This window comes from Vagococcus sp., assembly GCF_036639995.1.
In the GTDB taxonomy this organism is placed as follows: Bacteria; Bacillota; Bacilli; order Lactobacillales; family Vagococcaceae; genus Vagococcus.
Window position 1 is genome coordinate 1 of the sequence record NZ_JAVWHO010000017.1, and the last position, 26,322, is coordinate 26,322.

Sequence of the window (26,322 nt, forward strand, 5' to 3'; positions counted from 1 at the left end):
TTTTGAAACAAATGTAAAAGAAGAAACTGTTTCAGAAAGTTTAAAGCCAGTTATTAAAGTAGATATTAAAAGTGAGGAGCCAACTTTTTCTCAGTTGGTTCAACCAGAAATGAATGACAAAACGGTTCAGACGACGGTAGAGCCAAAGCAAAACCAAGTGAATTCAACTACCACAAAAGAAATAACTGTTTTTCAAAAAGACAACATAACTGAAATGACTTCAATGATAAAAAAAGAAGCTGAATTTATCACAGACGGTAAAACTCATCAATTTAAATTATCATTGCAACCTCAAAATTTAGGTGAAGTTGATATCATGTTAGATATGAAAGATGGTAAATTAACAGCTAAATTTTTAGTTGAAACAGAAAAGGTAAAAGATTTAATAAAAATAAGCTTACCTATTTTACAAGAAACATTAGCTAAACAAAATATAGTTGTTGAAAAACCAAGTGTTTCTTTAAATACTTTTTCAGAAAGTAATAGCTTTCAATTTAGTGGGGGTTTAGATCAACGTCAGCATCAACAAAGTAAATTTTCAAAATCAGGCAAGTTATCTCAACAATATCAAGTTAATGATAATTACGAAGAATCTAAGTCTATCCAAACTTTAGATTCTGTTGATATTTTAGTCTAAAGGGGGGATAAAAGGTGACAGACATAAAGCAACAAGTACCAATTGGTGCAAAACAAATGAGTCACAACGTTGGATTTTCAACAAAGAATCAAGAAAAAAATAATGGCATTAAAATGGATGACTTCTTAAAAATATTAGCGGCTTCCATGAGTAATCCTTCGCTTTCTGGTTCTGAAGGTGGTGGAAATAGTGGGACAGATTATATCTCCCAGCTAGTCCAATTTACAACTTTAGAACAATTACAAGAACTTGGTAGTAACTTGGAATACACGATGATGATGACCCAGCAACAACAAGCAATAAGCATGGTTGGTAAAAAAGCAACGATGTTTGAAAATGGGGAAAACATCACAGGAACAATTGAAAAAGTTAAGTTCTCAAGTGGATTTGCGACACTTGTGGTTGATGGGAAAGATTACTTAATGAGCCAAATGATTGAAGTTGGCGATTAACAATTAAACAGGGAAGCACAAAATGTGCTAGTAAGGGGAGAACGAAATGCTTAAATCATTATACTCAGGTGTAAGTGGGATGAAGAGCTTACAAACAAAAATGGACGTTGTATCAAACAACATTGCCAACGTGAATACCTTTGGCTTTAAGGCTGGAAGAGTTAGATTTCAAGATTTGATGAGTCAAACTGAAGCAAATGCTCAAGGACCAACGGTGACAGGTGCAGGTGGAGTTAATGCTCGTCAAGTCGGATTAGGCGTGAAGGTTGGTGCAATTGATACATTTACAGGAAATGGTACACCACAACCGACAGGACGTCCACTTGACTTTGCGATTGATGCAGGTGGTTATTTTGTTTTACAAAAGGACGGACAAGACGAAACGAAGTATTACACTCGTGATGGCGGGTTTACCTTAGATAGTACGGGAACATTAACTAATGCAGATGGTTATAAAGTGATGGGATACCAAACTAATGGTGGTCCAATCAAAAATGATGGGACTTTTGATCCTAAAACCGATTTATCTAATGGTAATAACTTAGGTGCGTTACAAATTGAAGATAAAATCACAGTAGGCGGAAAAGAACTTGATCTTGTTAATTATTCGATTGATGCCACAGGATTAGTGACTGGTAAATATAGTGATGATAATACATATATTTTAGGGCAAATTTCAATTGCAACTTTCTCTAATCCAGATGGTCTAGAAAAAGTTGGTGGAAATAATTTTGTTCAATCTGGAAACTCAGGTAATCCTAAAATGGTTAGAGCAGGCGAAGATGGAAGTGGTCGTTTGGTTCAAGGAACACTAGAAGGTTCTAATGTGGATTTAGCCAATGAATTTACAGAAATGATTATAGCAAGTCGTGCGTACCAAGCTAACTCAAGAAGTATCACAACATCAGACGAAATGTTACAAGAGTTAATTAACTTAAAAAGATAAATAAGAAAACCAAGTTTGGTGCTTGGTAGAAAGTTGGACTTCTAATGATTAAATTAACTAGTATGAATCAGCAAACTTTTTATTTAAATTGTTCTTTGATTTGTCGTATAGACCAGGCACCAGATACGGTGATTACATTGACAGATGGAAAAACCATGATGGTAAAAAATACGCCAGAAGAAATAGCGGCGTTATTTTTAAGCTATCAAAGACAAGTGTTTGGACGTAATCCAATCCTTGATAACTAAAATTGAGGTGCGAAAATGGAAGAAGAAATTTTGGAGGAAGAATCAACTCAACTTAAAAAAAGTAAAAAGAATATTATTTTGATTACTGTTGTTGCGATTGTAGGTATCGTTGCAGGAACTGTTGGGACGTTTATAGGAAATACGATTTCAAATAAAGTTCATGGAAAAGAAGAGCCTCCGGCAGTGGAACAAAAATTCAGTGAAAGTGAAGTTACAGTTCCTTTAGAAGAATTTTTGATTAACCTTGCTGAAGGTAAAGATGAAGAAATGAGCTATATTCGAATTGAATTGTCTTTATTAACAACAAGTGAAAAAAATGCTGAAGTTATTAATACAAGCAAGGATTTAATTCGCGATAGTGTTGTTAATAAATTAAGACAAAAAAATTCTGAAAGTATACTAGCTGAAAAAAATGGTGTTAACAAATTGAAAAATGAATTGAAAGATCAAATCAATAAAGATTACGGTTCTGCTCTTGTAAGAGAGGTTTTCATCACCAATTTAGTTATTCAGTAAAAGTAAGGAGAAAACATGACAAGTTTTTTTTTAGTATTTAAAAGTATTGTTTTTTTAGTGGTTATTATTTTGTTAATTCAAATTGTTCTATCTTATTTGAATAAATTTAATCAAAGTCAGAGTAAAAATATAGAAATTATTGAGAAGTTGTCTGTTAATAAGGATTCTTCAATGGCAATTGTCTTGGTATGTGGTAGTTACTATTTGATGAGTTTGACACCAACCAATAATCAAATGATAAAAAAATTAAATGAATTTGAAGTAAGAGAAATCCAAATTCAACAAATGGTAGATGTTGAGTTTCAACAAAAAAGGCAAGAACAAATGATGTCATTGGGACAAAAATGGCTGAAAAAATTGACTAAAAAGGGGATCAAGAATGGTAAAGCAGATTAAAAAGATACTTTCTTTATTAATTCTAGGTCTCTTTTGTCTACCATCAAAAGTAGTCGCGGTGGATGTCAATGAATTGACTGATACAGTTAATAAGCTGTCTGGAAATACAGGATCACCAGATTCTGTTAAGATTTTTGTTTTAATGACGGTTTTAACATTGATTCCAGCGTTGCTTATTTTAACCACCTCATTTACACGAATTATTATGGTTTTGTCTTTTGTTCGAAGTTCTCTTGGTACGCAACAAACGCCGCCAAATCAGGTGTTAATAGGAATTACGTTATTTCTAACTTTTTTTATTATGCAACCTGTCTATAACGAGGTAAACAAGACAGCTATCCAACCTTTGATAAAAGATGAGATTACTCAAAGTGAAGCGATTGGTTTAGCAGAAAAACCAATCAAACGGTTTATGTTAAAAGAAACTAGAGAGAAGGATTTAAATCTTTTTATTAAGCATTCAAAACAAAAAAAGGTGAAAAATCCTGAACAATTGCCGATACATGTCGTAACGCCTGCATTTTTAATAAGTGAGCTTCGAACGGCCTTTAGTATTGGTTTCTTAATTTTTATTCCATTTCTCATTATTGATATGGCTGTTTCAAGTATCTTAATGTCTATGGGAATGTTTATGTTGTCACCTGTGATGATTTCTTTACCTTTCAAACTACTACTGTTTGTATTAGTGGATGGTTGGTATTTAGTGGTAGAAACACTTGTTAGAGGATTTCAATAGAGAGGGTTTTTTTAATGACAATACAAATGGTTTTAGATGTCATGCATCAAGCCTTTCTAAAGGTAATATTAATTGCTGGCCCAATATTGATTCTTGCGATGGTTGTTGGGCTAGTTATTAGTATTTTGCAAGCAACAACACAAATTCAGGAACAAACACTAAGCTTTGTTCCTAAATTGTTAACAGTTTTTATTAGTTTAATTGTTCTTGGAAATTTTATGATAAATATTTTGGTTGAATTCACTAAGAGTTTGTTCAAAATAATGTCTTCGTTATAGGTTAGGTGACATATGAGTGATGCAATTATTACGTTTCTACTGATTTTTTGTAGAATTTCAAGCTTTATGGTTATTTCACCTGGTTTTTCATTAAAGCAAACACCTGTTTTACTAAAGGGACTTTTAAGCCTTTCGTTTAGTTTAAGCGTTTTTAGTGTTCTTCCAGAAACAATTGCAATGGATAATCTTTATTTACTTCTATTTTTCATTGTAAAAGAGGTTTTAGTTGGATTAGCAATAGGTTTTATTGTTCACCTTATTTTTTCTGGTATTGAAATGGCCGGGCAAATAATTGATTTTCAGGTAGGTTTTTCAATGGGATCTGTTTTTGATCCTGGTGTTGGCATTCAAGGATCAAACTACGGAAGACTTTACTACTGGTTGGCGCTAAGTTTGTTTTTTGTTACAGATATGCATCATGTCGTTATTGAAAATCTATTACATTCATTTGATGTAGTTCCGATAACGCATGCTGTTTTAAAAGGGACAACGGTTGATGGGATAATCATGTTATTTGTTGAAGTATTTCAAATTGCGATTCTTCTAGCTGCACCTGTTGTTTTAGTGGCCTTAGTAACAGATTGTGTTTTAGGAATAATATCAAGAAGTGTTCCTCAAATTAACGTATTAATGATTGGAATGCCAATGAAAATATTAATTAGTTTTTTCTTTATGCTTTTATTTTTACCTAATTTAGTTCAATCAGTAAGTGGTGTTTTTCCAACAATTGATCGCTATATGAAAGAATTTATAGAAGCATTAGTGAGGTGAGGTAATGTTTGAAAAGGATGGAAAAACAGAGAAACCAACTGCGAAGAAGTTAAAAGACGCAAGAAAAAAAGGAGATATTGTTAAAAGTCCAGAACTTATTTCAGCTATCTCTTTTCTTATCTTTTCAATGTTTTTTATTCCTCTATGGGAGTTTGTTATAAAGGAGTGCCAGGGACTTTTGAAAAGTTATTTTTCTGTTTCTTATGATGTTAAATACTTGGAAAATAATTTAAGTGCAATTGGTATCCAAAATATTTTAAAGTTGTTAGTCATTATTTCACCGTTTTTGGTAATAGGTTTTTTTAGCGCATGGTTAAGTAATTTACTACAAGTGGGATTGCTATTTACTTCAAAGCCATTTAAACCGGATTTTAAAAAATTAAATCCAATAAGTGGGTTTAAAAATATTTTTAACAAAAAAGCATTATTTACACTTGTAAAAAATATCGGTAAATTGGCATTAATTTTTTATATGACTCTCAAAGAACTTAAACTAGTTTTAGTTGATTTTTTCAATAGTGCTTCAGTGGGTATTGAAGTATTACCGACATTTATTTTGACGTTCTTAAAAACGTTAAGTCTAAAAATTGCCTGGGTTCTTCTAATTTTGGGTTTAATTGATTATGTTGTTCAGTGGCTTGAATTTAGAAAGAAAATGAAAATGACAAAACAAGAAGTCAAGGATGAATTCAAACAACAAGAAGGAGATCAACAAGTTAAAGCGCAGCGTAAAGGAATGTATCATCAAATGATGTCTGGCATGATGAATCAAGTCAAAGATGCCACAGTCATTGTAACAAACCCAACGCATTTAGCAATTGCCATTCGTTATGATAAAGAAAATGATGGTGCGCCACTTGTGATTGCAAAGGGAGCTGACCTTATGGCTAAAAGGATTAGAGAAGAGGCAACTTTAAATAAAGTGCCAATCCTTGAGAATAAACCTGTTGCAAGATCACTTTATAAATCAACAGCTGTTGGTGAAGCAATACCTGTTGATATGTATGAAACTATGGCAGAGATACTTGCCTTTGTTTATCGAATGAATGAAGAAAATAAATACAAAATTTAATCTCTTGTCATTAGTATTAGTCGTACTAAACAAAGAACAAGTTAATAGTAAAAAATAAATAACTTGATAAAGGAGGAAAAAAGTGCTTTCAAAAATTAACTTAAAGAATATGAATTATTCTGATGTCATTATCTCCTTTATGGTTGTTGCAGTGATTGGCTTAATTATTATTCCATTACCAAGTGTTATCTTAGATTTTTTAATTATTATCAATATGACGATTGGCATCAACATTTTGTTAATCACATTATTTACTAAAAGCGTGTTGGAATTTTCAACGTTTCCAACATTACTTTTAATCACTACAATGTTTCGTTTAGGCCTCAATATATCATCAACGCGTTTAGTTTTAACTAAAGGAAATGCTGGTCATGTTATTGATGCCTTTGCAAATGTTGTGGCTGGAAATAATTATATTGTTGGTGCAGTTATCTTTATTATTATCACTATTATTCAAATGGTAGTTGTAACAAATGGAGCAAGTCGTGTTTCGGAAGTATCTGCAAGGTTTACTCTGGATGCGATGCCTGGTAAGCAAATGGCAATTGATGCTGATTTGAATGCTGGATTAATTTCAGAAGATGAAGCTAAAAAACGACGAAAAGATTTACAAAGAGAAGCTAGCTTCTTTGGTGCCATGGATGGTGCGAGTAAATTTGTAAAAGGGGATGCTATTGCAGGGATTATCATTACGTTGATTAATTTACTTGGAGGGATTTTAATTTTCTCAATCTCTCAAGGAATGGGCGTAACAGAAGCTTTAGACCGTTTTGGAAAACTTGCTATTGGAGATGGACTTGTCAGTCAGATACCTTCACTTTTAATCTCAGTTTCATCAGGTATTATTGTGACTCGATCAGATGATGATAGTACATTTGGGTCTGCTATTAAAAAAGATTTCTTTCCAAATCCAATTATTGCTGGAATTGTGGCCTGTGTTTTATTCGTTATTGCACTAGTGCCAGGATTTCCTAAAATTCCATTTTTTATCATGTCAGCAGTGTTTGGTTTTATTGCGTATAAAAAATATGAAAAAGAAGATTTGGAAGAACAAAGACTGGTTGAAAGAAGACAAGAGTTGTTACTTCTTCAAAAAGAAAAAGAGCTTGAGGAAGATGACAGTGTTTCTTCATTTCAGGTGGAACCCATTTCTATTGAAATTGGTTATACACTGATTCCTATGACAGATGATAGTTTGGACAATTCACTCATGAAACAAATTATTAATATCAGAAAACAATGTGCACATGAACTGGGTGTACTTCTTACCCCAATTCGAATTCGTGATAATTTGCAACTTGGTCCTAATGATTATTGTATAAAAATCAAAGGAAACGAAGTCGCAAGAGGTGAAATTTATATAAATAAATTTATGGTTATTAATCCTGAGAATGACCAACTTAATTTAGATGGTATCCCGGCAAAAGAACCTGCCTTTGGTTTAGATGCTTTATGGATTGATGAGCAAGATAAAGATGTGGCAGATATCCACGGGGCAACTATCGTTGAGCCGGTCACGGTGATTGCTACCCATTTAAAAGAGGTTATTTATAGTAATACAGCTGAATTATTAGGTCGTCAAGAGGTGAAACATCTCCTTGAAGGAATAAAGGACAAATACAATGTTGTTATTGACGAGTTGATTCCAGAAATTATGCGCTTGGGAGAAGTTCAAAAGGTCCTACAAAACCTTTTAAAAGAACAAATACCAATTAATGATTTAGTGACAATTTTGGAAACATTAGCAGATTATGGGACGACAACAAAAGACGTTGAAATTTTAACTGAGCATGTCAGACAGTCATTAAAGAGAACGATTGTAAAACAATATCTAGGGGAAGATAGTGTTTTAAGAGTGGTTACTCTACATCCTGAGGTTGAAGAGTTGATGACTAAAAGTACGCAAAAAACAACAGCCGGTTCGATTCCAGTATTAAAACCTGAAGTCATAACTGAGCTATTTGATTCAATTAACAATGTCCATCAAGAACTAACAGCTCAAAATGTTCAACACGTCATTTTAGCATCACCAACAACGCGGTTAATGTTTAAGAAATTAATTTCTTACAATTTTCCAAATTTAGCTGTTATTTCATTAAATGAAGTACCTAATGAAGTTGAAATTGAGACGGTTGGGATGCTGTCTTTGTAACAATTTAAATAAAAGAATCAATACAATATGGAACAATTATATGTTTTATAAGGGAAGGGGCTATTGTTGTGTATGAAGTTGATTACGAACAAGAAATTATTAAATATTTACCTTTTGTTAGAAGAGTGGTTAATCGAATTGAGGTTAAGTCAACCGATTATGATAAAGATGATTTGTTTAATATAGGTGTCATTGGTTTGATGGATGCTTTAAAAAAGTTTGATGTGACTAAAAAAGTTTCTTTTGAAAGTTATGCATATATTCGCATCAGAGGAGCGATTATAGACGAGATTAGAAAAACATCACGTGTTTCAAGAACTCGTATGGGACATTTGGACAAATTTTATAAAGCTAAAGAAAAAATAGAAAAAGAAAAAATGACTTCTGCTACTGATAAAGAAATATGTGAAGAGTTAGGAATTGATGGAAAACAGCTATCTAAAATCCATGAGACGGTTCATTATCTAGCAAATATATCTTTAGAAGACACGATTTTCACTTCACAAGGAGAATCTCTAGAGTTAAAAGATATTGTTGAAGACACTCAAATGATTCCTTTTGATGAGCTTCTTCTTGATGATGAAAAAAAGAAAGCACTTAGAGCATGTGTGGATAAATTAAATGAGAGAGAGCAAATCATTTTAAATTTGTATTATGTAGAAGAGCTAACTTTGAAAGAAATTGCAGAAGTTTTGGAAGTTTCGATTCCTCGAGTATCACAACTTCACGGGAAAATATTAGTTAAACTGAAAAAAATGATTGAGGAGGAATTAGCATGATTAGAAGTATGGACACTCTCCAAAAGAATTTAAATATTTTACAAAAAAAGCAAGAAAATATAAGTTCGAATGTCTCAAATATCAATACGTACGGATTTAAAAAGCAGCGATTAATCCAAAAAACAGACCCTGAAAAAGCAATGTTTAATTATCTTAATGGACCAAAAGTAAATAAAAAAAATGATATTGGTTCTTTTATATTTGGAAATAAAATAGATGAAGTAGCAAAGGATATGTCAACAGGTGGTATAAAACCAACTAATAAATTATCTGATTTTGCAGTTTTAGGTGAAGGTTTCTTTAATGTCCAGTTACCAGATGGTACGATTGGTTACACAAAAAACGGTCATTTTGAAGTAAACGAACAAAATCAATTAGTGACGCAAGAAGGATTTCTCGTTTTATCTGAAAACGGAGGCCCAGTTGAAGCGACTGAAAACTACCCCAAATTTAGACTAACAAGATTTGATGACTTAGATGGTTTAACCGCAAGAGGAGAGTCTTTATTTAATGCGAATAATGCAGGGATAATTGATAATCAAAGTCGAGTAGAACAAAAAATGTTAGAAGGTTCAAATGTTGATATGGTTGAAGAGATGACGACTTTAATTGAAACAGCTAGACAATTTGAAATAAACCAAAAGGCGTTACACACGTCAGATGAAACATTAAAGAGATTAACAAATGATATAGGACGAGCGTAGAAAGGAGAAAAGAAAATGAATACATCATTATCGATTAGTCGTAGTGGATTAAAAGGATTACAAAATCATTTAGATATCACTTCAAATAATATTGCCAATGTTAATACGATTGGCTATAAACAAAAAAACACTAATTTTTATGAATTATTGAGAAATGATATCACAGAGCAAGGTAATCAATTACCAGATGGTATCTCAAGAGGAGTAAAATCTACGCAAGGTCAATTTAATCTAACACAAGGCAGTTTAATAGCTGGAAATAATCCGTTTGATTTAGCTATTGCAGGTAAAGGTATGTTTGGTATTCGTTTGCCAAACAATGAATTAGCGTACACACGTGATGGTGCATTTAGATTTGACGAAGCAGGAATATTAAGAAATAGTTCTGGAAATCCTGTTGAAGTTAATTTAACCATACCAAAAAATAATTGGCCTGTCGGTGTACCTCGTGTGAGTGAGGCTGGTCAAATTTCGGTGGGAAACACTCTAGTTGGCGATATTCCTATTTTTGATGATAATCAAAGTTCACAGTTAATAGAAGTAGGGGATAATCAGTGGGTATTACCAAACGGTATGCAGGCTAATCAATTAAACAATCCAATGATTAAGCAAAACTTTTTAGAAAGCTCAAATGTAGAACTTGCTGATGCGATGTCAGATATGATTGTTACACAAAGAGCTTATTCGATGAATGCTAAAGTACTACAATCATCAGATGAGATGATGCAACGAATTAATGAATTTAAGCAATAAGGATGTGAAAAAAATTGATCAGTTTAACAAATGTTTACAAAGAATATACAGAAGATCAACATGTTTTGGAAAATGTTTCATTAGATGTTAAACAAGGTGAATTTATTTATTTGATTGGCCCAAGTGGTGCAGGAAAATCAACACTAATTAAATTGTTAACCTGTGAAGAGCGCCTGACTAAAGGTAATTTAAAGATCGGTAATGTTGACTTAATCAAGTTAGCTGATCATCACATTCCAGAATATAGAAGACAAATTGGCATTGTCCCGCAAGATATTGTTTTATTAAGTCATTTGACTGTGTACAAAAATTTAGTTTACACACTACAAGCTATGGAAGTGGATCGTAAGCTAATTAAAGGAAAAGCATTAAGCGCGTTGGAAAAAGTGGGTATGTTATCTTTTAAAAATGTTTTTCCAACTCAACTTTCAATAGGTCAGCAACAAAAAGTTGCAATTGCAAGGGCGATAGTCAATAATCCTAAAATCATTTTAGCAGATGAACCAACTGGTAATTTAGATAATAAATCGGCAATTGATGTCATGAAAATTTTTTATCAACTTAATCAAAATGGGTCAACTGTTTTAATGGCAACTCATAATTCAACCATTGTTAATACAGTCAGATACCGTGTTTTAGAAATGAAGCATGGTAAAGTGGTTAGAGATCAAATGGAAGGAACTTATGGATTAGCAACTGACTATCGCGATATGTTTGTTATTTAATTATGGATATTATCACAACACCCTCTTAAAATTATTGTTTTTTTTCCGATAGAGTAATTGGAAGAATAATTTTAGAAAGGGTGTTTTTGATGAAGAAAAAAGGTGCAGAAAAGAAAAAATCTCTTGGACCACTGATTGTAAGTTTTATTATTGGGATTGGTTTGATTCCCGTATTTGCAGTGTTATTTTTAAATGTCAATGTCATGACGAAATTGATTGATAATCGTATTGGATTAGAAGAAAAAAATAGCACTAGACGAATTGCTAGTCAAATTGATTCGTCAAGAAGAACTGTAGAAAGCGCGTTAAAAGCGTTGGTGGATGAACCTGATATAAAACAAATGAGAGACTCCTATGAAAGTCGCGAGAAAGTTCGTCACTTGTTAAAAATTGTCAATCGATCAGATGAGAGCTTTGAGCAAATTTATTATGCACCAATTGGACAAACTGTTGTTTCGTCACTTGGAAGAGATGCAAAGATTAATGAGTACGAAAAAAGACCTTGGTATCTTAATGCTCTAGACAATCCTTCACAACTTGTTTGGTCAGATCCTGATCCGGATATTAAAACTGGAAAAATTACAATGACCTTATCAAAAGTTATCACACGTGGAAATGAGCCTGTGGGAGTTCTTGCTGTTGATGTGAATCTAACCCATATTTCTCAATCCGTTAAAGAAACAAGAGTTGGAAATACGGGTTACATGATGTTAACGACTAAAGATGGGGTTGTTTTAGGGTCTGGTGTTAAGAAAAATGAAGGAAAGAATATTTCTGACACGGAATTTTTTAAGAACAAACCAAAAGGGGAAGGATTTATTCCAAACATTGATGAAACAGCATACGTGATGACAACTAAAAATGGGTTAGTCCTGTTTTCAGGCGTTGAGAAAAGTGAATTGTCTCTTGAGCGAAATAGTTTATTTAAAGTTTCTGGCATTGTCATCGTTGTTTGGGGAATATTAGCCTTAGTACTTGCTTTAATTATTGCTAAATCAATTGTTAATGCCGCTAAAATTTTAGAAGCTTCCTTTAAAAAAGCATCAGAGGGTGATTTAACTTCCAAAATCACTAACACTCGAAACTTAAAAGAAGGAAAAAAATTAAAAGTCATTAATAAACTATTTGGTGATGGTTCAATAAAAGAAAATGGAAATGAAGTTGATCAGATTGCTACAGCATTTAACACGATGCTGACTGGGTTTGCTAATTTAGTTGAAGGAATTCAACTAGAGAGTAATGAAATTTCTGAGATGAGCTCTTCTTTATCTGATATTTCAAAACAAACAACCTCATCCACTGAGGAAGTCTCAGAAACAATTACTGGTATCGCCCAGGCAACAAGCTCACAAGCAGTAGATGCAGAAAAAACAGTAACAGAGATGAATCAATTAGGAATGGTAATTGACTCCATTCATCGTTCTGCAATAGATATGAATGAAAATACAGGCGAAGCAAGTATTGTTAATAAGAAAAATTCAGAATTAATGTTTGAGGTATCTGATAATTGGGAAGTAGAACGATCTAAATTAGGCGAATTGGTTACTAGTATGGGAAGTATGAATGCTGATATTCAAAATATTAATAAGATTATCCAAGTTATTACTGATATTTCCTCTCAAACAAATCTTTTGGCATTAAACGCATCCATTGAGGCTGCTAGAGCTGGTGAAGCAGGTAAGGGATTTGCTGTTGTGGCTGAAGAAGTAAGAAAATTAGCAGAACAAAGCTCAAAATCAACAAAAGATATTGAAGGAATTATTGCCGAAATTCAATCGAAATCTGACAATATGGTTTCGCAAGTAAAAGATTCATATGATGGTGGACAAAAACAAACAGAAGTTATTAATTTAGCAATTGAATCTGCTAAGCAAGTAACAGATCAGTTTGATTTACTAACCGGTAAGATTAAATCGATTGATGTTTTAAGCAATAAAGTGAAAATTCAAAAAGATTCCGTGTTACTATCTGTTGAAAATATTTCTGCTAGCACTGAAGAAAATTCTGCAGGAACACAAGAGGTATCTGCAAACGCTGAAGAAATACTAGCAACTATGGAAGAATTTAGTAGTAATATTGACTCACTTGAGCAAATTGCTGATATTTTAAAAATTCAAGCAAATGGGTTTATTTTAAAATAGAATAAAAGGTCAGTAAGCGACTGTTCACAACAAGAGAATGACCTAACTAAATCATTCTCTTGTTTTTTTATTATTTATTTTGATACAAAATAGTTTTTATTTTCATTTTCTCAGTTAAAAAATTTACAACTTCCTATTAACTAATGGATCGAATCTGTCGATAGTCTATTGGAATTAGTATTTAAAGGAGTTGTTGGAATGAAAAACGAAAAAAATAAATCAATTGGCCCATTTATCATTGGATTTATTGTCGCTATTGGTTTAATACCTGTTCTTGTTGTTCTATTTCTAAATATGAGGTTAATGATTGGAACAATCGAAAGTAGAATAGTGGTTGAATCAAAAAATAGTATTGGACGTGTTCAAAACCGAATTGAAGGAATTGAAGACACAGCAGAAAAAGCAACGAATGAAATTAGTAAAAATAAGTTGCTTGCTCAACCTGTTGATACACCAGAAGAGCGTCGTGCTGTTGAAGAATTATTGAAAATGATTCGTAATACAGATGCTACTTTTGGTGATATTTACTTTGCACCAAAAGGTCAACGCATTGTTTCAAGTGTTGGTCTTGAATCAGAGGTAAGTAAATACACAGGACGCCAGTGGTATAAAGAGGCAATAGAAGATCCAAAAACAGTTCATCTATCTAAACCAACTGCTGATATTAATACAGGTAACATCATCATGACGTTATCTAAAGCAGTGATGGCAAATAATGAATTTATGGGTGTATTAGCTATTGATATTAATATGGATGAAATTTCTAAGATTATCAATAACACTAAAATTGGACGTTCTGGTCGTATGATTCTTTTAACTCAAGATGGGGATATTTTAGGTTCTGGAGATCCTAAAGAACGAAATACTAATGCAAAAGATCAAGATTTCTTCCAACAAATTGTTAAGAAGAAAGGAAGCATTAAAACGAGTACAGGTCAGTCTCAATATGTTCAAACACAAGATGGCTTAATCATTGTTGCAGGCATCATCAAAAAAGAATTTGATGTTGAAAAAGAAGCGATGATGAAGATCTCAGCAATTGTGACGATTGCTTGGGGGATTTTAGCAATAGGGATAGCTTTGTTTATTACAAAACAAATTATTAAAGTAGCTAAAGTTTTAGTCGATTCATTTGAAAAAGCGAGTCAAGGTGATTTGAAAGCGAAAGTGACGAATTTAAGAGGTTCTGATCATGATCCTAGTCAACCTGTAAGATTCTCAAAACTTCAAAATTTATTTGGCTCTGGTGAAGTGAAAGAGCATGGCACTGAAATTAATCAGATTGTGGTGGCATTTAATAATATGTTAGATGGTTTTGCGAAACTCGTAAAAAATATCCAAGGTGAAAGTAATCAGATTGCTGACATGAGCGTTTCTCTTTCAGATATTTCCAAACAAACTAATTCAGCTACAGAGGAAGTTTCTGAAACCATTACGGGAATTGCTCAAGCAACTAGCTCACAAGCAATTGATGCAGAAAAAACTGTGACTCAAATGAATGAACTTGGTACAACAATTGAAGTAATTAACCAATCAGCAGTGAACATGAATGAAAAAGCACTTGAAGCTAATGACGATAATCGTAACAATTCTTCATTAATGCATCGTGTTCATGAAAATTGGGAAGTTGAAAGAAACAAATTGAAGTTGTTAGTAAATGACATGGGAACGATGAACGGAGATATTCAAAATATCAATAAAATTATTCAAGTCATTACAGATATTTCAACTCAAACGAATCTTTTAGCGTTAAACGCGTCAATTGAAGCTGCCAGAGCTGGAGAAGCAGGTAAAGGCTTTGCGGTTGTTGCAGAAGAAGTTCGAAAACTCGCAGAGCAAAGTGCAGAATCAACAAAAGATATCGAGTCAATTATTGCTGAGATTCAATTGAAATCAAATCAAATGGTAACGCAAGTTAGTGATTCTTATGAAGGTGGCACAAAACAAACAGAAGTTATTAATGCTGCTATTGAATCAACGAACAAAGTAACCAATCAATTTGATAATATCATTCAAGAAATTCAAGCGATTGATATGTTGAGTCAAGAAGTTAAAAAACAAAAAGACTCTGTCCTTTTTGCAGTCGAAAATATTTCGGCCTCTACCCAAGAAAATGCGGCTGGAACAGAAGAGGTTTCTGCAAATGCTGAAGAAATTCTTGCAACAATGGAAGAGTTTACAGCTAATATTGCAAGCCTTGAGCAAATCGCAGAGGGTTTAAAGAAACAAGCAAATAGCTTCGATATTTAAAGAAATAATACCAAAATGTTTCAACGGGATTTCCTGTTGAAACCTTTTGTGTTAATCAATGGAGGAGAATAATGAGAAAGCAAATCGTTTTTTTTAGCAAGGAACAACAACTTAGCTTGCCCATTGAAAAAATTGAAAAAATAATTAGGTGGCAAAAACCAATTCCCATTCCTGAAACAACTGATTTTGTTTTAGGTGTTATTGAACATAATGAGCATGTCCTACCTGTAATTGATTTAAACGCAAGATTGTATGGTGGTGACATTGTTGAAAATGAAGAGATGAAAATTATTGTTGTTCAATGGAATGATGAGTTACTTGGCTTGTCCGTTGAAGCTATCAAAGGAATTGTTGATTTTGAAGCGGATCAATTTGAATTAATGACTAATGACGTTACTTTTGATAAGAATTATATCGATAGTTTTATCAAAACAGAGTCAGGCATAGTCATTCAATTAGATATAGATACGTTGTTTGAAGGAAATATTATGCTAGATAAGTTATTACGTGCTTTAGAGGTGACAGATAACTTGGAAGACTTAGAAGAATCGGTTGATGAAGAATGTCAGAGCAAGTAAAGGTTGGTATTTCAGATTATAAAATTACCCATTCACCCAATGAATTGATGACACTTGGTCTTGGTTCGTGCGTTGGGGTTGTCATTTATGATGAGAGAAGTAAAATCGGTGGATTAAGTCATATTATGCTTCCAGACAGTCAAATGTTTAAGGGACGAGATAACTTAAAAGTTGAAAAATTTGCTGATTTAGCTATTCCGCAAATGGTAAAAGAACTTAGAGCACAACATCAAGTGACTAAACTTGTTGCAAAAATAGCGGGTGGAGCGAGTATGTTTCAACTAGAAAATATAAAAAAAAGCCAAAATATTGGTGAGAGAAACATTGTAGCTGTTGAAACTATCTTAAAAGAATTGAATGTCCCGATTTTAGCTAGTCATGTTGGTGGAAACATGGGGCGCTCTTTATTTTTCAATTTAGATAGTTTAAGTGTTAGCGTAAAAATGGTTAATCGGGAATTATATGAAATTTAAAAAGTGAGGAAAAAAAGTGTCAATACAAATTATGGTTGTTGACGATTCGGCTTTTATGAGAAAAGTCATTTCGGATCAAATAAATGGAATTAAAGACGTTAGTGTTTGTGTGACAGCACGAAGCGGAGAAGATGCTTTATTAAAACTAAAGAAACATAAACCAGATTTAATTACGCTAGATATTGAGATGACTGGCATGAATGGGTTAGAAACCTTAGAACAAATTAAATCTCTTTATAATATTCCAGTTATTATGCTTAGTTCTCACTCTGGTGAAGAGTTAACGATTAATTGTTTGGAAAAAGGTGCCATGGATTTTGTTGAGAAACCCTCTAACATATCAAAAATAGAAGCATCTTTTGCTGTAGAGTTGGGAAGCAAAATTAAATCTATTGTTTCAATGCCAGAGATTAAACTTGAAACAAAAATGGTGAATGAAAAATCAAATGCTCTATTTCCTTTAAAGGTTAAAGGAATTGTGATTGGTGCGTCAACGGGCGGACCTAAAGCGCTGATGCAACTAATAAAATATATACCAAGTACATTAAATATTCCGATTTTTATTGTTCAACACATGCCAAAAGGATTTACTACTTCTTTTTCAAAACGTTTGAACCAAGAGGCGGCTGTGGAAGTAGTTGAAGCAAGTCATGGAGAATTAATAAGACCAGGTGTTGTTTATTTAGCACCTGGTGATTATCATATGACAATTGATGGAAGAAGCATTCAATTGACAAATCAAATAGAAAAAATTCATAGCGTTCGACCTGCTGTAGATCCTTTGTTTGAATCAGCTGCTAACGTGTATGGAAGAAGTCTTATAGGTATTATTTTGACTGGTATGGGTAGTGACGGGGCATTAGGAATGAAAGCTATCTCTAACGTAAATGGTTTTAATATTGCTCAAGATAGAGAGACTTCTGTCGTTTACGGCATGCCAAGAAGGGCTACTGAACTTGGTGTAGTAGACGAGGTATTGTCACTTGAGATGATTGGTGAGAAATTAAACTGGATGATAAGGGTGAGGCAATGAGCGAGTCGTTTGATGTATTTAATAAGTGGGCAGTTACTCATTTAGCCATGGAACTAGATGCGTACAAGGAAAAACAATTGCAACGTCGAATTTTAAATATGATGAGTAATCATCCGGTTAATGACTTAACTGGTTATATGAGATTAATGGAAAAAGACCAACAAATAAAAGAAGAGCTAAAAAATTATTTAACAATTAATGTAACAGAATTTTTTAGAAACCCAGAATTATTTGATGCCTTAAATGATCAGGTCACTAAAACATTACAACCTAAGTTTGGTTCGTTAAAATGTTGGAGTGCGGCGTGTTCCAATGGTTCAGAACCTTATAGTTTAGCTATGATGTTAACTGATAAAAAGATAAAAACTACTAATCGGATTTTAGCAACTGATATTGATAAAAAAGTCTTAACAAAAGCAAAACAAGGACTTTACTTAACAAGTGAGTTGAAAAACGTATCAACGAACCATTTAAACTCATATTTTGATCAGAATGAAGAAGGATATTTAGTGACAGATGATATTAAACGTAAAGTGAGATTTAAAGAGCATGATTTATTACAACATTCTTTTGAGTCAGAGTTTCACTTAATTATTTGTCGCAATGTGACCATTTACTTTAAACCAGATGCCAGAGATAGGTTATACCAAAAATTTTATGACGCTCTTGTTCCTGGAGGAATTTTTTTCACAGGGGCAACGGAGACCATTAATCAACCAGAACAATTTGGCTTTAAAAAAATTGATTCATTTATTTACCAAAAATAAGGAAAGAAAGAGGTGTTTTAGTTGGACGAAAACGAGAAATACCGAGAGCTTTTTTTTGAAGAGACAGATGAGCATCTAGAGAGTTTAAATGACGGGGTTTTACTGCTAGAGGATGATCCTGAAAGTGTTGAAACCATTGATCAGATATTTAGATCAGCTCATACTCTAAAAGGCATGGCAGCAACTATGGGTTATGAAACAATGGCAAAATTAACACATAAAATGGAAAATGTTTTTCAATCTTTTAAAAATCAAACAGTTAAAGTAACCACAGATAGTATTTCACTTATTTTTGATTGTTTAGATGAATTATCTGAGATTGTTGAATGTTTAAGAGAAGAAAGAGAATTTAATAGTCATGATTTGACAGACTTAATGACTCGTTTAGAAGCAGCAGTGAATGAAGAAGAAGTTCCTTCTGTCGTAAAAGAAATTGTTTCTGAGTCAGTATTAAGTTTTCCAGTATCTTATTTAACAGAAGAAGACATTCATTTAATGAATGATTTGGACAACACAGAATATTCGGCTTATGGAATAAGTATCAGATTGGATCAAGAGTGTACGTTAAAAGGGCCAAGAGTTTTCTTGATCATGGAGAAACTAAGCGAAGTTGGTGAGGTCATCTTTAGTTATCCTGACACCGAAACACTTGAACAAGGTGAATTTGAGCAAGACTTTCATCTTGTGATTGTTAGTGAAACGGATGCTGAGTCGATTAAAGAAAATATTTTAACAAACAGTGATATTGAAGAAGTAAATGTTATTCATAGTGAACTTTTGTTAAAGCAAGAAGAAGTTATTGAAACAGAAGAAAATGAGCCCGTTGTTTCAGAAAAAAAAGAAAAGAAAAAAAAGTTAACCAAGCATGAACAACAAACAATAAAAGTTGATTTGGCCAAACTAGATACATTTATGAATTTGGTATCAGAATTAGTTGTTTACAGAACACGTTTAGAAAACTTAACACAGACAAATACAACAAATGATTTAAAAGAGCCATTGACTGAAGTTGCGCGAATTACATCAGAATTACAAGATTTGGTATTAAAAATTAGAATGCAGCAAGTCAGTGTTGTTATGAATCGTTTTCCAAGAGTTGTTCGGGACCTATCTAAAGATTTAAAAAAAGAAATGACTCTTATTATTGAGGGAGAAGATACTGAGCTTGATCGAACAGTGGTATCAGAGTTAAGTGAACCACTTGTACATTTGATTAGAAATTCGGCGGATCATGGAATTGAGTCCCCTGAAAGACGTGTTGAATTAGGTAAACCAATAGAAGGTGAAATAAAATTAACAGCCTTTCAACAAGGGAATCGTGTCATCATCACTGTGTCTGATGATGGTAAAGGGTTAAATCCTGAGTTGATTAAAGAAAGTGCAGAAAGAAAAGGCATTAGTACAGAAGGGTTAACAGAAAAAGAATTATTATATTTAATTTTCCATCCAGGTTTTTCAACGGCCAAAGAAATAACCAATGTATCAGGACGTGGTGTTGGTATGGATGTGGTGCATTCTAAAATTTCTAATCTTGGAGGAACTATTGATCTTCAGAGTAAAGTAGATGTCGGCTCAACATTCACGATTAATTTACCATTAACTTTATCTATTATTCAGTCACTAATGGTAAACGTTTCAGGCGAAACATTTGCACTTCCACAGGGAGCTATTGAAAAAGTTGTAGAAGTTACCGATAAAGAGATTATTCAAGTTCATTTACAAGAAGTCTATAAGTATCAAGGTATGGCAATTCCCGTTATTCGTTTACAAGAGGTATTAGGACTTGAAGCGCGTCAAACATCAGAAACCAATCCTCATTTAATCATCATTGTTCTTGGGAAAAAATATTATGCATTGATGGTAGATGAATTAATTGGACAACAAGAAATTGTGATTAAGAAATTAGGAAATGAGTTGCGTCATTTGAAGAAATATCTGGGAGCAACAATTCTTGGTAATGGAGATATCACGCTAATTTTAGATACTAATGTTATATGTAGTGAAGAAAGTGTGAGTTTACTATGATGAATACGTTTCATCCACTTCAACTTGATGCTATGAAAGAAATGGTCAATATCGGAGGTGGGCATGCAGCAACAAGTATCTCTGCCCTAATCAAAGAACCCGTTGATATGACTGTTCCACTCATTGAACTCATGGCTTATGATGAGTTGTATCAACAAATTATGTCAGAAGAAAAAAAAGTCTACGCTGTCACAACACAGGTAATTGGCAACGGAAACGGAATCTTTCTATTTGCTCTTCCAGAACAATCAGCAAAAGAAATTTCTAGTATGATGTTACCAAACGGAGTAGAACAAACAGAAGATTTAATGATTTCTGCTATCAAAGAGTTGGTAAATATTTTAGTTAACTCCTTTTTAAATGCAATTAGTCAATTATTAGATATTCAATTGTTGTCATCTGTACCAAATTTAATGATTGATATGTTTGGTTCAATTATTAGTAGCTTATATATGGCGTTTGATCAATATGATGATGAAGTATTAATTATTAAAAATGAGTTTTACTATTCTGGTAATCAATTGGATGCATTTTTGTATTTCATTCCAGAAATAGGTGTATTAGAAAAATTATTTAAAGCAATAGGGATATAGAAAGTGGGAATTTAAGATGGCGAAAAAAGTATTAATAGTAGATGATGCGGTATTTATGAGAATGAAACTAAAGGATATTTTAGAAAAAAATGGTTACGAGGTTGTAGATGAAGCTCAAAATGGCTTAGAAGCAATTGAAAAATATAAAGCCACTCAACCAGATTTAGTGACAATGGATATCACTATGCCTGAGATGGACGGTGTGGAAGCGTTAAAAGAAATCAAAGCTTTTGATGCCAATGCAAAAGTATTAATGTGTAGCGCTATGGGACAACAATCAATGGTAATGGATGCTATTCGCGCTGGTGCGGTTGATTTTATCGTTAAACCATTTGATAGTGATCGAGTGATTAAAGCATTGGATAAAGTGACTGTCTAAAATGTGACATTGAGGAGAGAAAAGAATGCAATTAATCGTCTTTACAAAAGATAGTAAGTATTATGGTATTCGCACAGAAAATGTTGGAGAGATTATCAAATCCACTAAAATTTTTCATGTTCCTCAAGCACAACCTTGGATAGAGGGCTTAATAAATTTAAGAGGAACGATTGTGACCCTTGTTAACTTTTCAAAATTTTTAGAAGAAGAAGATAATGGCTTACACAAAAATATAATTATTATCATAAATGAGAGTAATAAAATTGGGATTCTTGTTGAAGAAATCATTGGAGTATTTACGGTGAATCAAGAAGATATTCAATTATTAGATAAGAAAAATGACGATAACATTGAAGGTATTATTTCAATCAATGATAACTTGACCAACATTATCGACATTATGACAATATTTACTGAAAATGAGGGATCTATTTGAAACAAGTACTAACACAACAAGAAATAGATGCACTTTTAAATGCGATGAGTAATGGTGAAATTGACGAGGACACTTTATTATCAGAAGAAAAAGACGTCGGTCAAGTAAAAGCATATGATTTTAGGCGACCTACGAAACTTTCAAAAGAGTATATTAATACATTATTTATGATTTTTGAAGATTTTTCTAAATATGCAGGAAATCATTTGAGTACTCAAATCAGAACTAACGTGACTTTAAAATTAGCATCTATTGAACAAATTAGTTATGACGAATTTATTCATTCAATACCTAAATTTACATTACTTGGCTTATTTCATTCAACACCTTTAAACGGGATTCAAATGATAGAAATCAATCCACAACTTTGTATGTTGATTGTTGAACTGCTTTGTGGTGGAAGTGAAGCGCAGATATTGAAAAATGAAGAAATTGAAAAGAAAAGTTTTACAGACATTGAAATAGCCATTTTGGAAGAGATATTTAAAACCTTTGTCTCCGCTTTTGAAAATGCGTGGAAAGAGATTACGGATATTGAAAGCAAACTAGATAGCTTGGATACTAATCCGCAACTTCTTCAAAATATGTCACCAAATGAACCAGTCGTTCTTGTGACTTTTACTGCAACAATCTTTAAAAGAAATACGTTTATTAATTTATGTGTTCCTTATGTTTTCTTTGAAGGTATTATTGATAAATTAAGTTTTAGAAATTGGTTTGATTCAGATAAAAACTTTAGTAAAACTGATAACGATCATTTACAAAAAAATATTGAGTCAGTTGACTTAGAATTAGAAACATTTTTAGGAAAAACGACAATGACACTTTCTGATTTTTCACAAATTGAGGTTGGCGATACAATCAGTTTAGATCAAAAGATTACAGAACCTCTAAAAATGTATATTGAAAATCAACTCTTTGGTTTAGTGAAGCCAGGCAAGAAAGAAGACGTTTTGGCAGTTGAAATCCTAGAGTTTTCAGAAGGAGAATCTTAAAAATGAGTGAAGCATTATCTCAAAAAGAAATCGATTCATTGATGAATGAATCAACAACATTAGCCCCCTTTGATCAAACCATTAGTGACATTATTGGTGAAGTGGGAAATATTTCAATGTCACAAGCAGCAACAACGTTATCTTCAATTTTAAATCGACGTGTAATGATAACAACACCTAGAGTGAGCTATGTTAAATTCCAACAGATTCTTGATGAATTGGTTACACCTAAAGTCTCAACGGTTGTGGAATTTAAAGAAAGTTTAGAAGGTAGTAACTTATTACTATTAAATGTTGAAGATGCTATTATTATTGCTGATTTAATGATTGGTGGGGACGGCAATACAACCAATACAGAATTTACGGAACTTGAATTAAGTGCTGTTGGTGAAGCTATGAATCAAATGATTGGTTCTGCATCCACATCAATGGCAACAATGATGGGGAAAAAAGTTGATATTTTACCACCTGAAGTAAATTTATGGAAAGATGAAGCAGCAGTTGAATATAAAGGAATTGATAGTGAAACTGTTGTGTGTAAAATTTCTTTTGACTTGTCAGTCGAAGGTGTGATTGAAAGTGAAATCATGCAAATCTACACACAAGAAATGGTTCAAGAAATTTCTGATACAATGCTCCAAGATACTGCAGAAGTTCTGGAAGGGCGTGAAATTATGGCGGAAGAAATAAACCAAAAAGAAACCTTGACTAGAGAAAAAATGAGTAAAGTCAGTGTTCAACAACCTGAATTTGTTAATTTAGAAAATAAAAAGGTAGAATCAAATATTGATAATTTAGATTTATTGATGGATGTACCTCTTGATTTTAGCGTGGTATTAGGAAATAGCAGAAAATCAATTAAAGACATTCTTTCTTTAGGTGTCGGCTCAGTTGTCGAACTTGATAAATTAACTGATGAACCTTTAGAAGTATATGTTAACAGTAAATTAATTGCTCGTGGAGAAGTTGTAGTTATTAATGAAAACTTTGGTATTCGAATCACAAACATCTTATCTCAAAAGCAACGATTAAATAATTTACATTAATTTTTTGAATAAGTCATTGACTGGCTTATTCTTTTTTTATTGTATTAGTTGGATTATTTTTACTATAAAAAGATTTAAGCTATAATTAGTGAAAAGTATTGCGATATTGAGCTTTTAAGCTATTAATCCTGTGGAGATTTTGCCGATAATTATTATGTATAAGTAGATGACTGGTCGCTAATATCTATAGAAGGAGCGTATTTTTATGAAAATAAATAATCAATATACATCGTATTTCGAATCATTTCAACCAAACTCTGGTCACGATATGATAGAGAAAGACAATGGACTTACAATGAAAAAAGATTCAGTTGAAGTAGATTTATCAAAAGCTAGTAAAAAAATGCGTTTAAACAACCAAGTGGATAACGCTGAAAGCTCAAAAAGAGTAGCAGAAATAAAAAAAGCAATCAGTGAGGGGACATATGAAGTGTCTTCTGAAACAATTACTAATAAAATGAGCGAACTATTAAAGGAACAAAAGGATTACTATGGAAACGAATAAATCATTAGCAAGTAGTCTAAGACAATTACTTAGACTATTAAAGAAAGAAAAGAAAGCACTAATCAAAAATGATGGTGTTCAGATCGAAAAGCTCGTAAAGCAAAAAGAACAATTAGTTGAGCCTTTAAATACATTTAAAGGTGTGCCTTCTACTGAAGAAAAAGAGCTAATTCGTGAAATAAAACAGGTTCAACATGATAATTTACTCCTAACAAAACAAGCAATCGCATTTAATGATCGTTTCTTGTCAGCAGTAGGTTCTGGCTTAAAGAAAGCTAATTCAACCTACTCAAGTAGTGGTAGATTATCGTCACAAGAAGATCTTGGCTTTATTAATCATTCGATGTAATTAATTTCTTCTTATTAAGAGACTAGTCATCGAAACATACACAACAAAGTGGAAGGAGGAATAACTATGGTTGGTTTATTTGGAACTCTGGGTACTGCTAACAAAGGATTAAACGTTCAACAAAAAGCACTTGAAACAAGTGGACATAATATTGCTAATGCCAACACAGTCGGTTATTCAAGACAGCGAGTTAATATGTCAGCTGATAACCCGTATCATGTAGTAGGTATAGGGCAAGTCGGAACAGGAGTAAAAATTTCTTCAATCACTCGTTTAGTAGATGATTTTGTTATTGGTAATATGAGACAAGAAACGTCTTCATATCATCAATACGAGCAAAAGTCAGATATTTTAGGGCAATTAGAAGTTATTTTTAATGAGACACCTCTTCATAAAGGGCTATCAAGTAGCTTAGGAACGTATTTTGATTCTTGGTCAAAATTAGGTTCTAATCCAGAAATGGATAATGCTAAATCAATTGTGTTGGAAAATGGGAATATCTTAACGGATACAATTAATCATATGGCAAAACAAATTGACGAACTCTCCCACAATACTCTTTCTGTACTTGAGAAAAGTGCGCTTGATTTTAATGGCAAACTTGAACAGTTAGATGTTATTAATCGTCAAATTTATAAAGTGTCAAATGATGGCAGTATTCCAAACGATTTACTGGATCAACGCGATATGATATTAGAAGATTTGGCTACTTTTTCAAAATTAGAAACTTCTTTTGACAAATATGGGCGCGTATCAATTAAAATTGATAATCAAAATGTGCTAACTCATAACGAATTAAAAACAATTAGTGTGGTTGTAGGAAAAGATGATAAAGGTAATTCTTTGGTCTCTGAAGGTGGAGATTCTTTGAACCCTCGTGTCTCTGTACCAGAAAAATACGAAGTGGGTCAAATATTAATATCAGATTCAAAAGAGACACCAGCAAATTTCAAACCGTTAGAAATGACAAGTGGTGTGTCAAAAGGATTACAAGAATCTATGGTAGATATTAATAATCGCATGTCTGAATTAAATAATTTTGTTTTTAATTTAGCGACTTCTGTTAATATAATTCACTCAAATGATGGTGAAGGAGCTAACTTCTTTACTTTAGGAACAGATAAAAATTATGCAATGAACTTAAAAGTAACTGACGAAATTAGAAAAGACCCATCAAAAATTAACACAGGTGAAAACTTAACAGGTTCTGAAGTTGGGGACGGGTCTCGTGCAACAGCCATTTCAAAACTTAAAGACACAAGATTGAAGTACCCTACTGATTTTAGCTCATATGATAAAGGCAGTATGTCATTTAAGGATGAAGAAGGTGGATTAACCTTTTTAGGTTCTTTTGTGGATATTGTAACTAAAAATGGGATTTCTAAACAGCAAGCTGATAATAAAGTTATTTCCCAAGAGTATTTACTAAGTCAATTGCAACAAAGAAGAGATTCAATTTCTGGAGTAAATGTTAACGAGGAAGTGACAGATGTGATTCGCTTCCAACGAGCATTCCAAGCAAATTCTAAAGTGATTGCTGTTGTCTCTGAAATGCTAGATACTCTAATCAATCGAACAGGAGTGTAA

At 32.8% G+C, this 26,322-nt stretch carries 30 protein-coding genes; all 30 read left to right on the forward strand.

Features of this window, described 5'->3' with window-relative positions; translation table 11 throughout:
• Positions 1 to 637 (forward strand): flagellar hook-length control protein FliK (locus tag RR554_RS06080; RefSeq protein ID WP_332467633.1); only part of this gene is annotated, 637 nt, incomplete at its 5' end.
• A gap of 14 nt (positions 638 to 651) precedes the next feature.
• Positions 652 to 1,089: a flagellar hook capping FlgD N-terminal domain-containing protein gene (locus RR554_RS06085; RefSeq protein ID WP_332467634.1), complete on the forward strand. Its 438-nt coding sequence runs from the start codon at positions 652 to 654 to the stop codon at positions 1,087 to 1,089.
• 46 nt (positions 1,090 to 1,135) lie between these two features.
• The gene (locus RR554_RS06090; RefSeq protein WP_332462343.1) at positions 1,136 to 2,035 is read left to right on the forward strand and encodes a flagellar hook-basal body complex protein; all 900 of its coding nucleotides are present in this window, start codon (positions 1,136 to 1,138) and stop codon (positions 2,033 to 2,035) included.
• Between the two features lie 44 nt (positions 2,036 to 2,079).
• Complete coding sequence (locus tag RR554_RS06095) at positions 2,080 to 2,283, forward strand: flagellar FlbD family protein (RefSeq protein WP_332462344.1); 204 nt, start codon at positions 2,080 to 2,082, stop codon at positions 2,281 to 2,283.
• A 15-nt stretch (positions 2,284 to 2,298) separates the two neighbouring features.
• Complete coding sequence (locus tag RR554_RS06100) at positions 2,299 to 2,799, forward strand: flagellar basal body-associated FliL family protein (RefSeq protein WP_332462345.1); 501 nt, start codon at positions 2,299 to 2,301, stop codon at positions 2,797 to 2,799.
• A gap of 15 nt (positions 2,800 to 2,814) precedes the next feature.
• Positions 2,815 to 3,195 (forward strand): flagellar biosynthetic protein FliO, encoded by a 381-nt coding sequence (locus tag RR554_RS06105; RefSeq protein ID WP_332462346.1) that lies wholly within the window; start codon positions 2,815 to 2,817, stop codon positions 3,193 to 3,195.
• Complete coding sequence (gene fliP, locus RR554_RS06110; RefSeq protein WP_332462347.1) at positions 3,179 to 3,931, forward strand: flagellar type III secretion system pore protein FliP; 753 nt, start codon at positions 3,179 to 3,181, stop codon at positions 3,929 to 3,931. The genes RR554_RS06105 and fliP overlap by 17 nt, the downstream gene beginning before the upstream one ends.
• Positions 3,932 to 3,945: 14 nt before the next feature.
• Positions 3,946 to 4,209, forward strand: a complete 264-nt coding sequence (gene fliQ / locus RR554_RS06115) for a flagellar biosynthesis protein FliQ (protein ID WP_332462348.1) — start codon at positions 3,946 to 3,948, stop codon at positions 4,207 to 4,209.
• A gap of 12 nt (positions 4,210 to 4,221) precedes the next feature.
• Positions 4,222 to 4,980, forward strand: coding sequence for a flagellar biosynthetic protein FliR (fliR, locus tag RR554_RS06120; protein ID WP_332467635.1), 759 nt, complete (start codon positions 4,222 to 4,224; stop codon positions 4,978 to 4,980).
• 4 nt (positions 4,981 to 4,984) lie between these two features.
• Entirely contained in the window at positions 4,985 to 6,052 is a 1,068-nt protein-coding gene (locus RR554_RS06125; RefSeq protein ID WP_332462350.1) for an EscU/YscU/HrcU family type III secretion system export apparatus switch protein, read from the forward strand.
• Between the two features lie 109 nt (positions 6,053 to 6,161).
• Positions 6,162 to 8,204 carry a flagellar biosynthesis protein FlhA gene (flhA, locus tag RR554_RS06130; RefSeq protein ID WP_332462388.1) on the forward strand — a complete coding sequence of 681 codons (2,043 nt, stop codon included), beginning with the start codon at positions 6,162 to 6,164 and terminating at the stop codon, positions 8,202 to 8,204.
• Between the two features lie 68 nt (positions 8,205 to 8,272).
• Positions 8,273 to 8,983, forward strand: coding sequence for a sigma-70 family RNA polymerase sigma factor (locus tag RR554_RS06135; RefSeq protein WP_332462351.1), 711 nt, complete (start codon positions 8,273 to 8,275; stop codon positions 8,981 to 8,983).
• Positions 8,980 to 9,687: a flagellar hook-basal body protein gene (locus RR554_RS06140; RefSeq protein WP_332462352.1), complete on the forward strand. Its 708-nt coding sequence runs from the start codon at positions 8,980 to 8,982 to the stop codon at positions 9,685 to 9,687. The genes RR554_RS06135 and RR554_RS06140 overlap by 4 nt, the downstream gene beginning before the upstream one ends.
• Before the next feature lie 15 nt (positions 9,688 to 9,702).
• Positions 9,703 to 10,440, forward strand: coding sequence for a flagellar hook-basal body protein (locus RR554_RS06145; protein WP_332462353.1), 738 nt, complete (start codon positions 9,703 to 9,705; stop codon positions 10,438 to 10,440).
• Positions 10,441 to 10,454: 14 nt separating this feature from the next.
• Positions 10,455 to 11,165 (forward strand): cell division ATP-binding protein FtsE, encoded by a 711-nt coding sequence (locus RR554_RS06150; RefSeq protein WP_332462354.1) that lies wholly within the window; start codon positions 10,455 to 10,457, stop codon positions 11,163 to 11,165.
• Positions 11,166 to 11,254: 89 nt separating this feature from the next.
• Positions 11,255 to 13,306: a methyl-accepting chemotaxis protein gene (locus RR554_RS06155; protein ID WP_332462355.1), complete on the forward strand. Its 2,052-nt coding sequence runs from the start codon at positions 11,255 to 11,257 to the stop codon at positions 13,304 to 13,306.
• Positions 13,307 to 13,504: 198 nt separating this feature from the next.
• The gene (locus tag RR554_RS06160) at positions 13,505 to 15,556 is read left to right on the forward strand and encodes a methyl-accepting chemotaxis protein (protein ID WP_332462356.1); all 2,052 of its coding nucleotides are present in this window, start codon (positions 13,505 to 13,507) and stop codon (positions 15,554 to 15,556) included.
• Between the two features lie 71 nt (positions 15,557 to 15,627).
• Positions 15,628 to 16,134, forward strand: a complete 507-nt coding sequence (locus tag RR554_RS06165) for a chemotaxis protein CheW (RefSeq protein WP_332462357.1) — start codon at positions 15,628 to 15,630, stop codon at positions 16,132 to 16,134.
• Positions 16,119 to 16,607, forward strand: a complete 489-nt coding sequence (locus RR554_RS06170) for a chemotaxis protein CheD (RefSeq protein WP_332462358.1) — start codon at positions 16,119 to 16,121, stop codon at positions 16,605 to 16,607. Before RR554_RS06165 ends, RR554_RS06170 begins: the two co-directional genes overlap by 16 nt.
• A gap of 31 nt (positions 16,608 to 16,638) precedes the next feature.
• Positions 16,639 to 17,640 carry a chemotaxis-specific protein-glutamate methyltransferase CheB gene (gene cheB, locus RR554_RS06175; RefSeq protein ID WP_332462389.1) on the forward strand — a complete coding sequence of 334 codons (1,002 nt, stop codon included), beginning with the start codon at positions 16,639 to 16,641 and terminating at the stop codon, positions 17,638 to 17,640.
• Positions 17,637 to 18,407: a CheR family methyltransferase gene (locus RR554_RS06180; RefSeq protein ID WP_332467636.1), complete on the forward strand. Its 771-nt coding sequence runs from the start codon at positions 17,637 to 17,639 to the stop codon at positions 18,405 to 18,407. The genes cheB and RR554_RS06180 overlap by 4 nt, the downstream gene beginning before the upstream one ends.
• 21 nt (positions 18,408 to 18,428) lie before the next feature.
• Complete coding sequence (locus RR554_RS06185) at positions 18,429 to 20,432, forward strand: chemotaxis protein CheA (RefSeq protein ID WP_332462360.1); 2,004 nt, start codon at positions 18,429 to 18,431, stop codon at positions 20,430 to 20,432.
• Complete coding sequence (locus tag RR554_RS06190; RefSeq protein WP_332467637.1) at positions 20,429 to 21,025, forward strand: chemotaxis protein CheC; 597 nt, start codon at positions 20,429 to 20,431, stop codon at positions 21,023 to 21,025. The genes RR554_RS06185 and RR554_RS06190 overlap by 4 nt, the downstream gene beginning before the upstream one ends.
• A 16-nt stretch (positions 21,026 to 21,041) precedes the next feature.
• Positions 21,042 to 21,404, forward strand: coding sequence for a response regulator (locus RR554_RS06195; protein ID WP_332462362.1), 363 nt, complete (start codon positions 21,042 to 21,044; stop codon positions 21,402 to 21,404).
• A gap of 25 nt (positions 21,405 to 21,429) precedes the next feature.
• Entirely contained in the window at positions 21,430 to 21,840 is a 411-nt protein-coding gene (locus RR554_RS06200; protein ID WP_332462363.1) for a chemotaxis protein CheW, read from the forward strand.
• Positions 21,837 to 22,835 carry a flagellar motor switch protein FliM gene (gene fliM, locus RR554_RS06205; protein WP_332462364.1) on the forward strand — a complete coding sequence of 333 codons (999 nt, stop codon included), beginning with the start codon at positions 21,837 to 21,839 and terminating at the stop codon, positions 22,833 to 22,835. The genes RR554_RS06200 and fliM overlap by 4 nt, the downstream gene beginning before the upstream one ends.
• Positions 22,836 to 22,837: 2 nt before the next feature.
• A complete protein-coding gene (fliY, locus tag RR554_RS06210) occupies positions 22,838 to 23,881 on the forward strand; it encodes a flagellar motor switch phosphatase FliY (protein ID WP_332462365.1) in 1,044 nt (347 codons plus the stop codon).
• A gap of 205 nt (positions 23,882 to 24,086) precedes the next feature.
• Entirely contained in the window at positions 24,087 to 24,386 is a 300-nt protein-coding gene (locus tag RR554_RS06215) for a flagellar biosynthesis anti-sigma factor FlgM (RefSeq protein ID WP_332462366.1), read from the forward strand.
• Positions 24,373 to 24,735 carry a flagellar protein FlgN gene (locus tag RR554_RS06220; protein ID WP_332462367.1) on the forward strand — a complete coding sequence of 121 codons (363 nt, stop codon included), beginning with the start codon at positions 24,373 to 24,375 and terminating at the stop codon, positions 24,733 to 24,735. The genes RR554_RS06215 and RR554_RS06220 overlap by 14 nt, the downstream gene beginning before the upstream one ends.
• A 66-nt stretch (positions 24,736 to 24,801) precedes the next feature.
• A complete protein-coding gene (flgK, locus tag RR554_RS06225) occupies positions 24,802 to 26,322 on the forward strand; it encodes a flagellar hook-associated protein FlgK (protein ID WP_332462368.1) in 1,521 nt (506 codons plus the stop codon).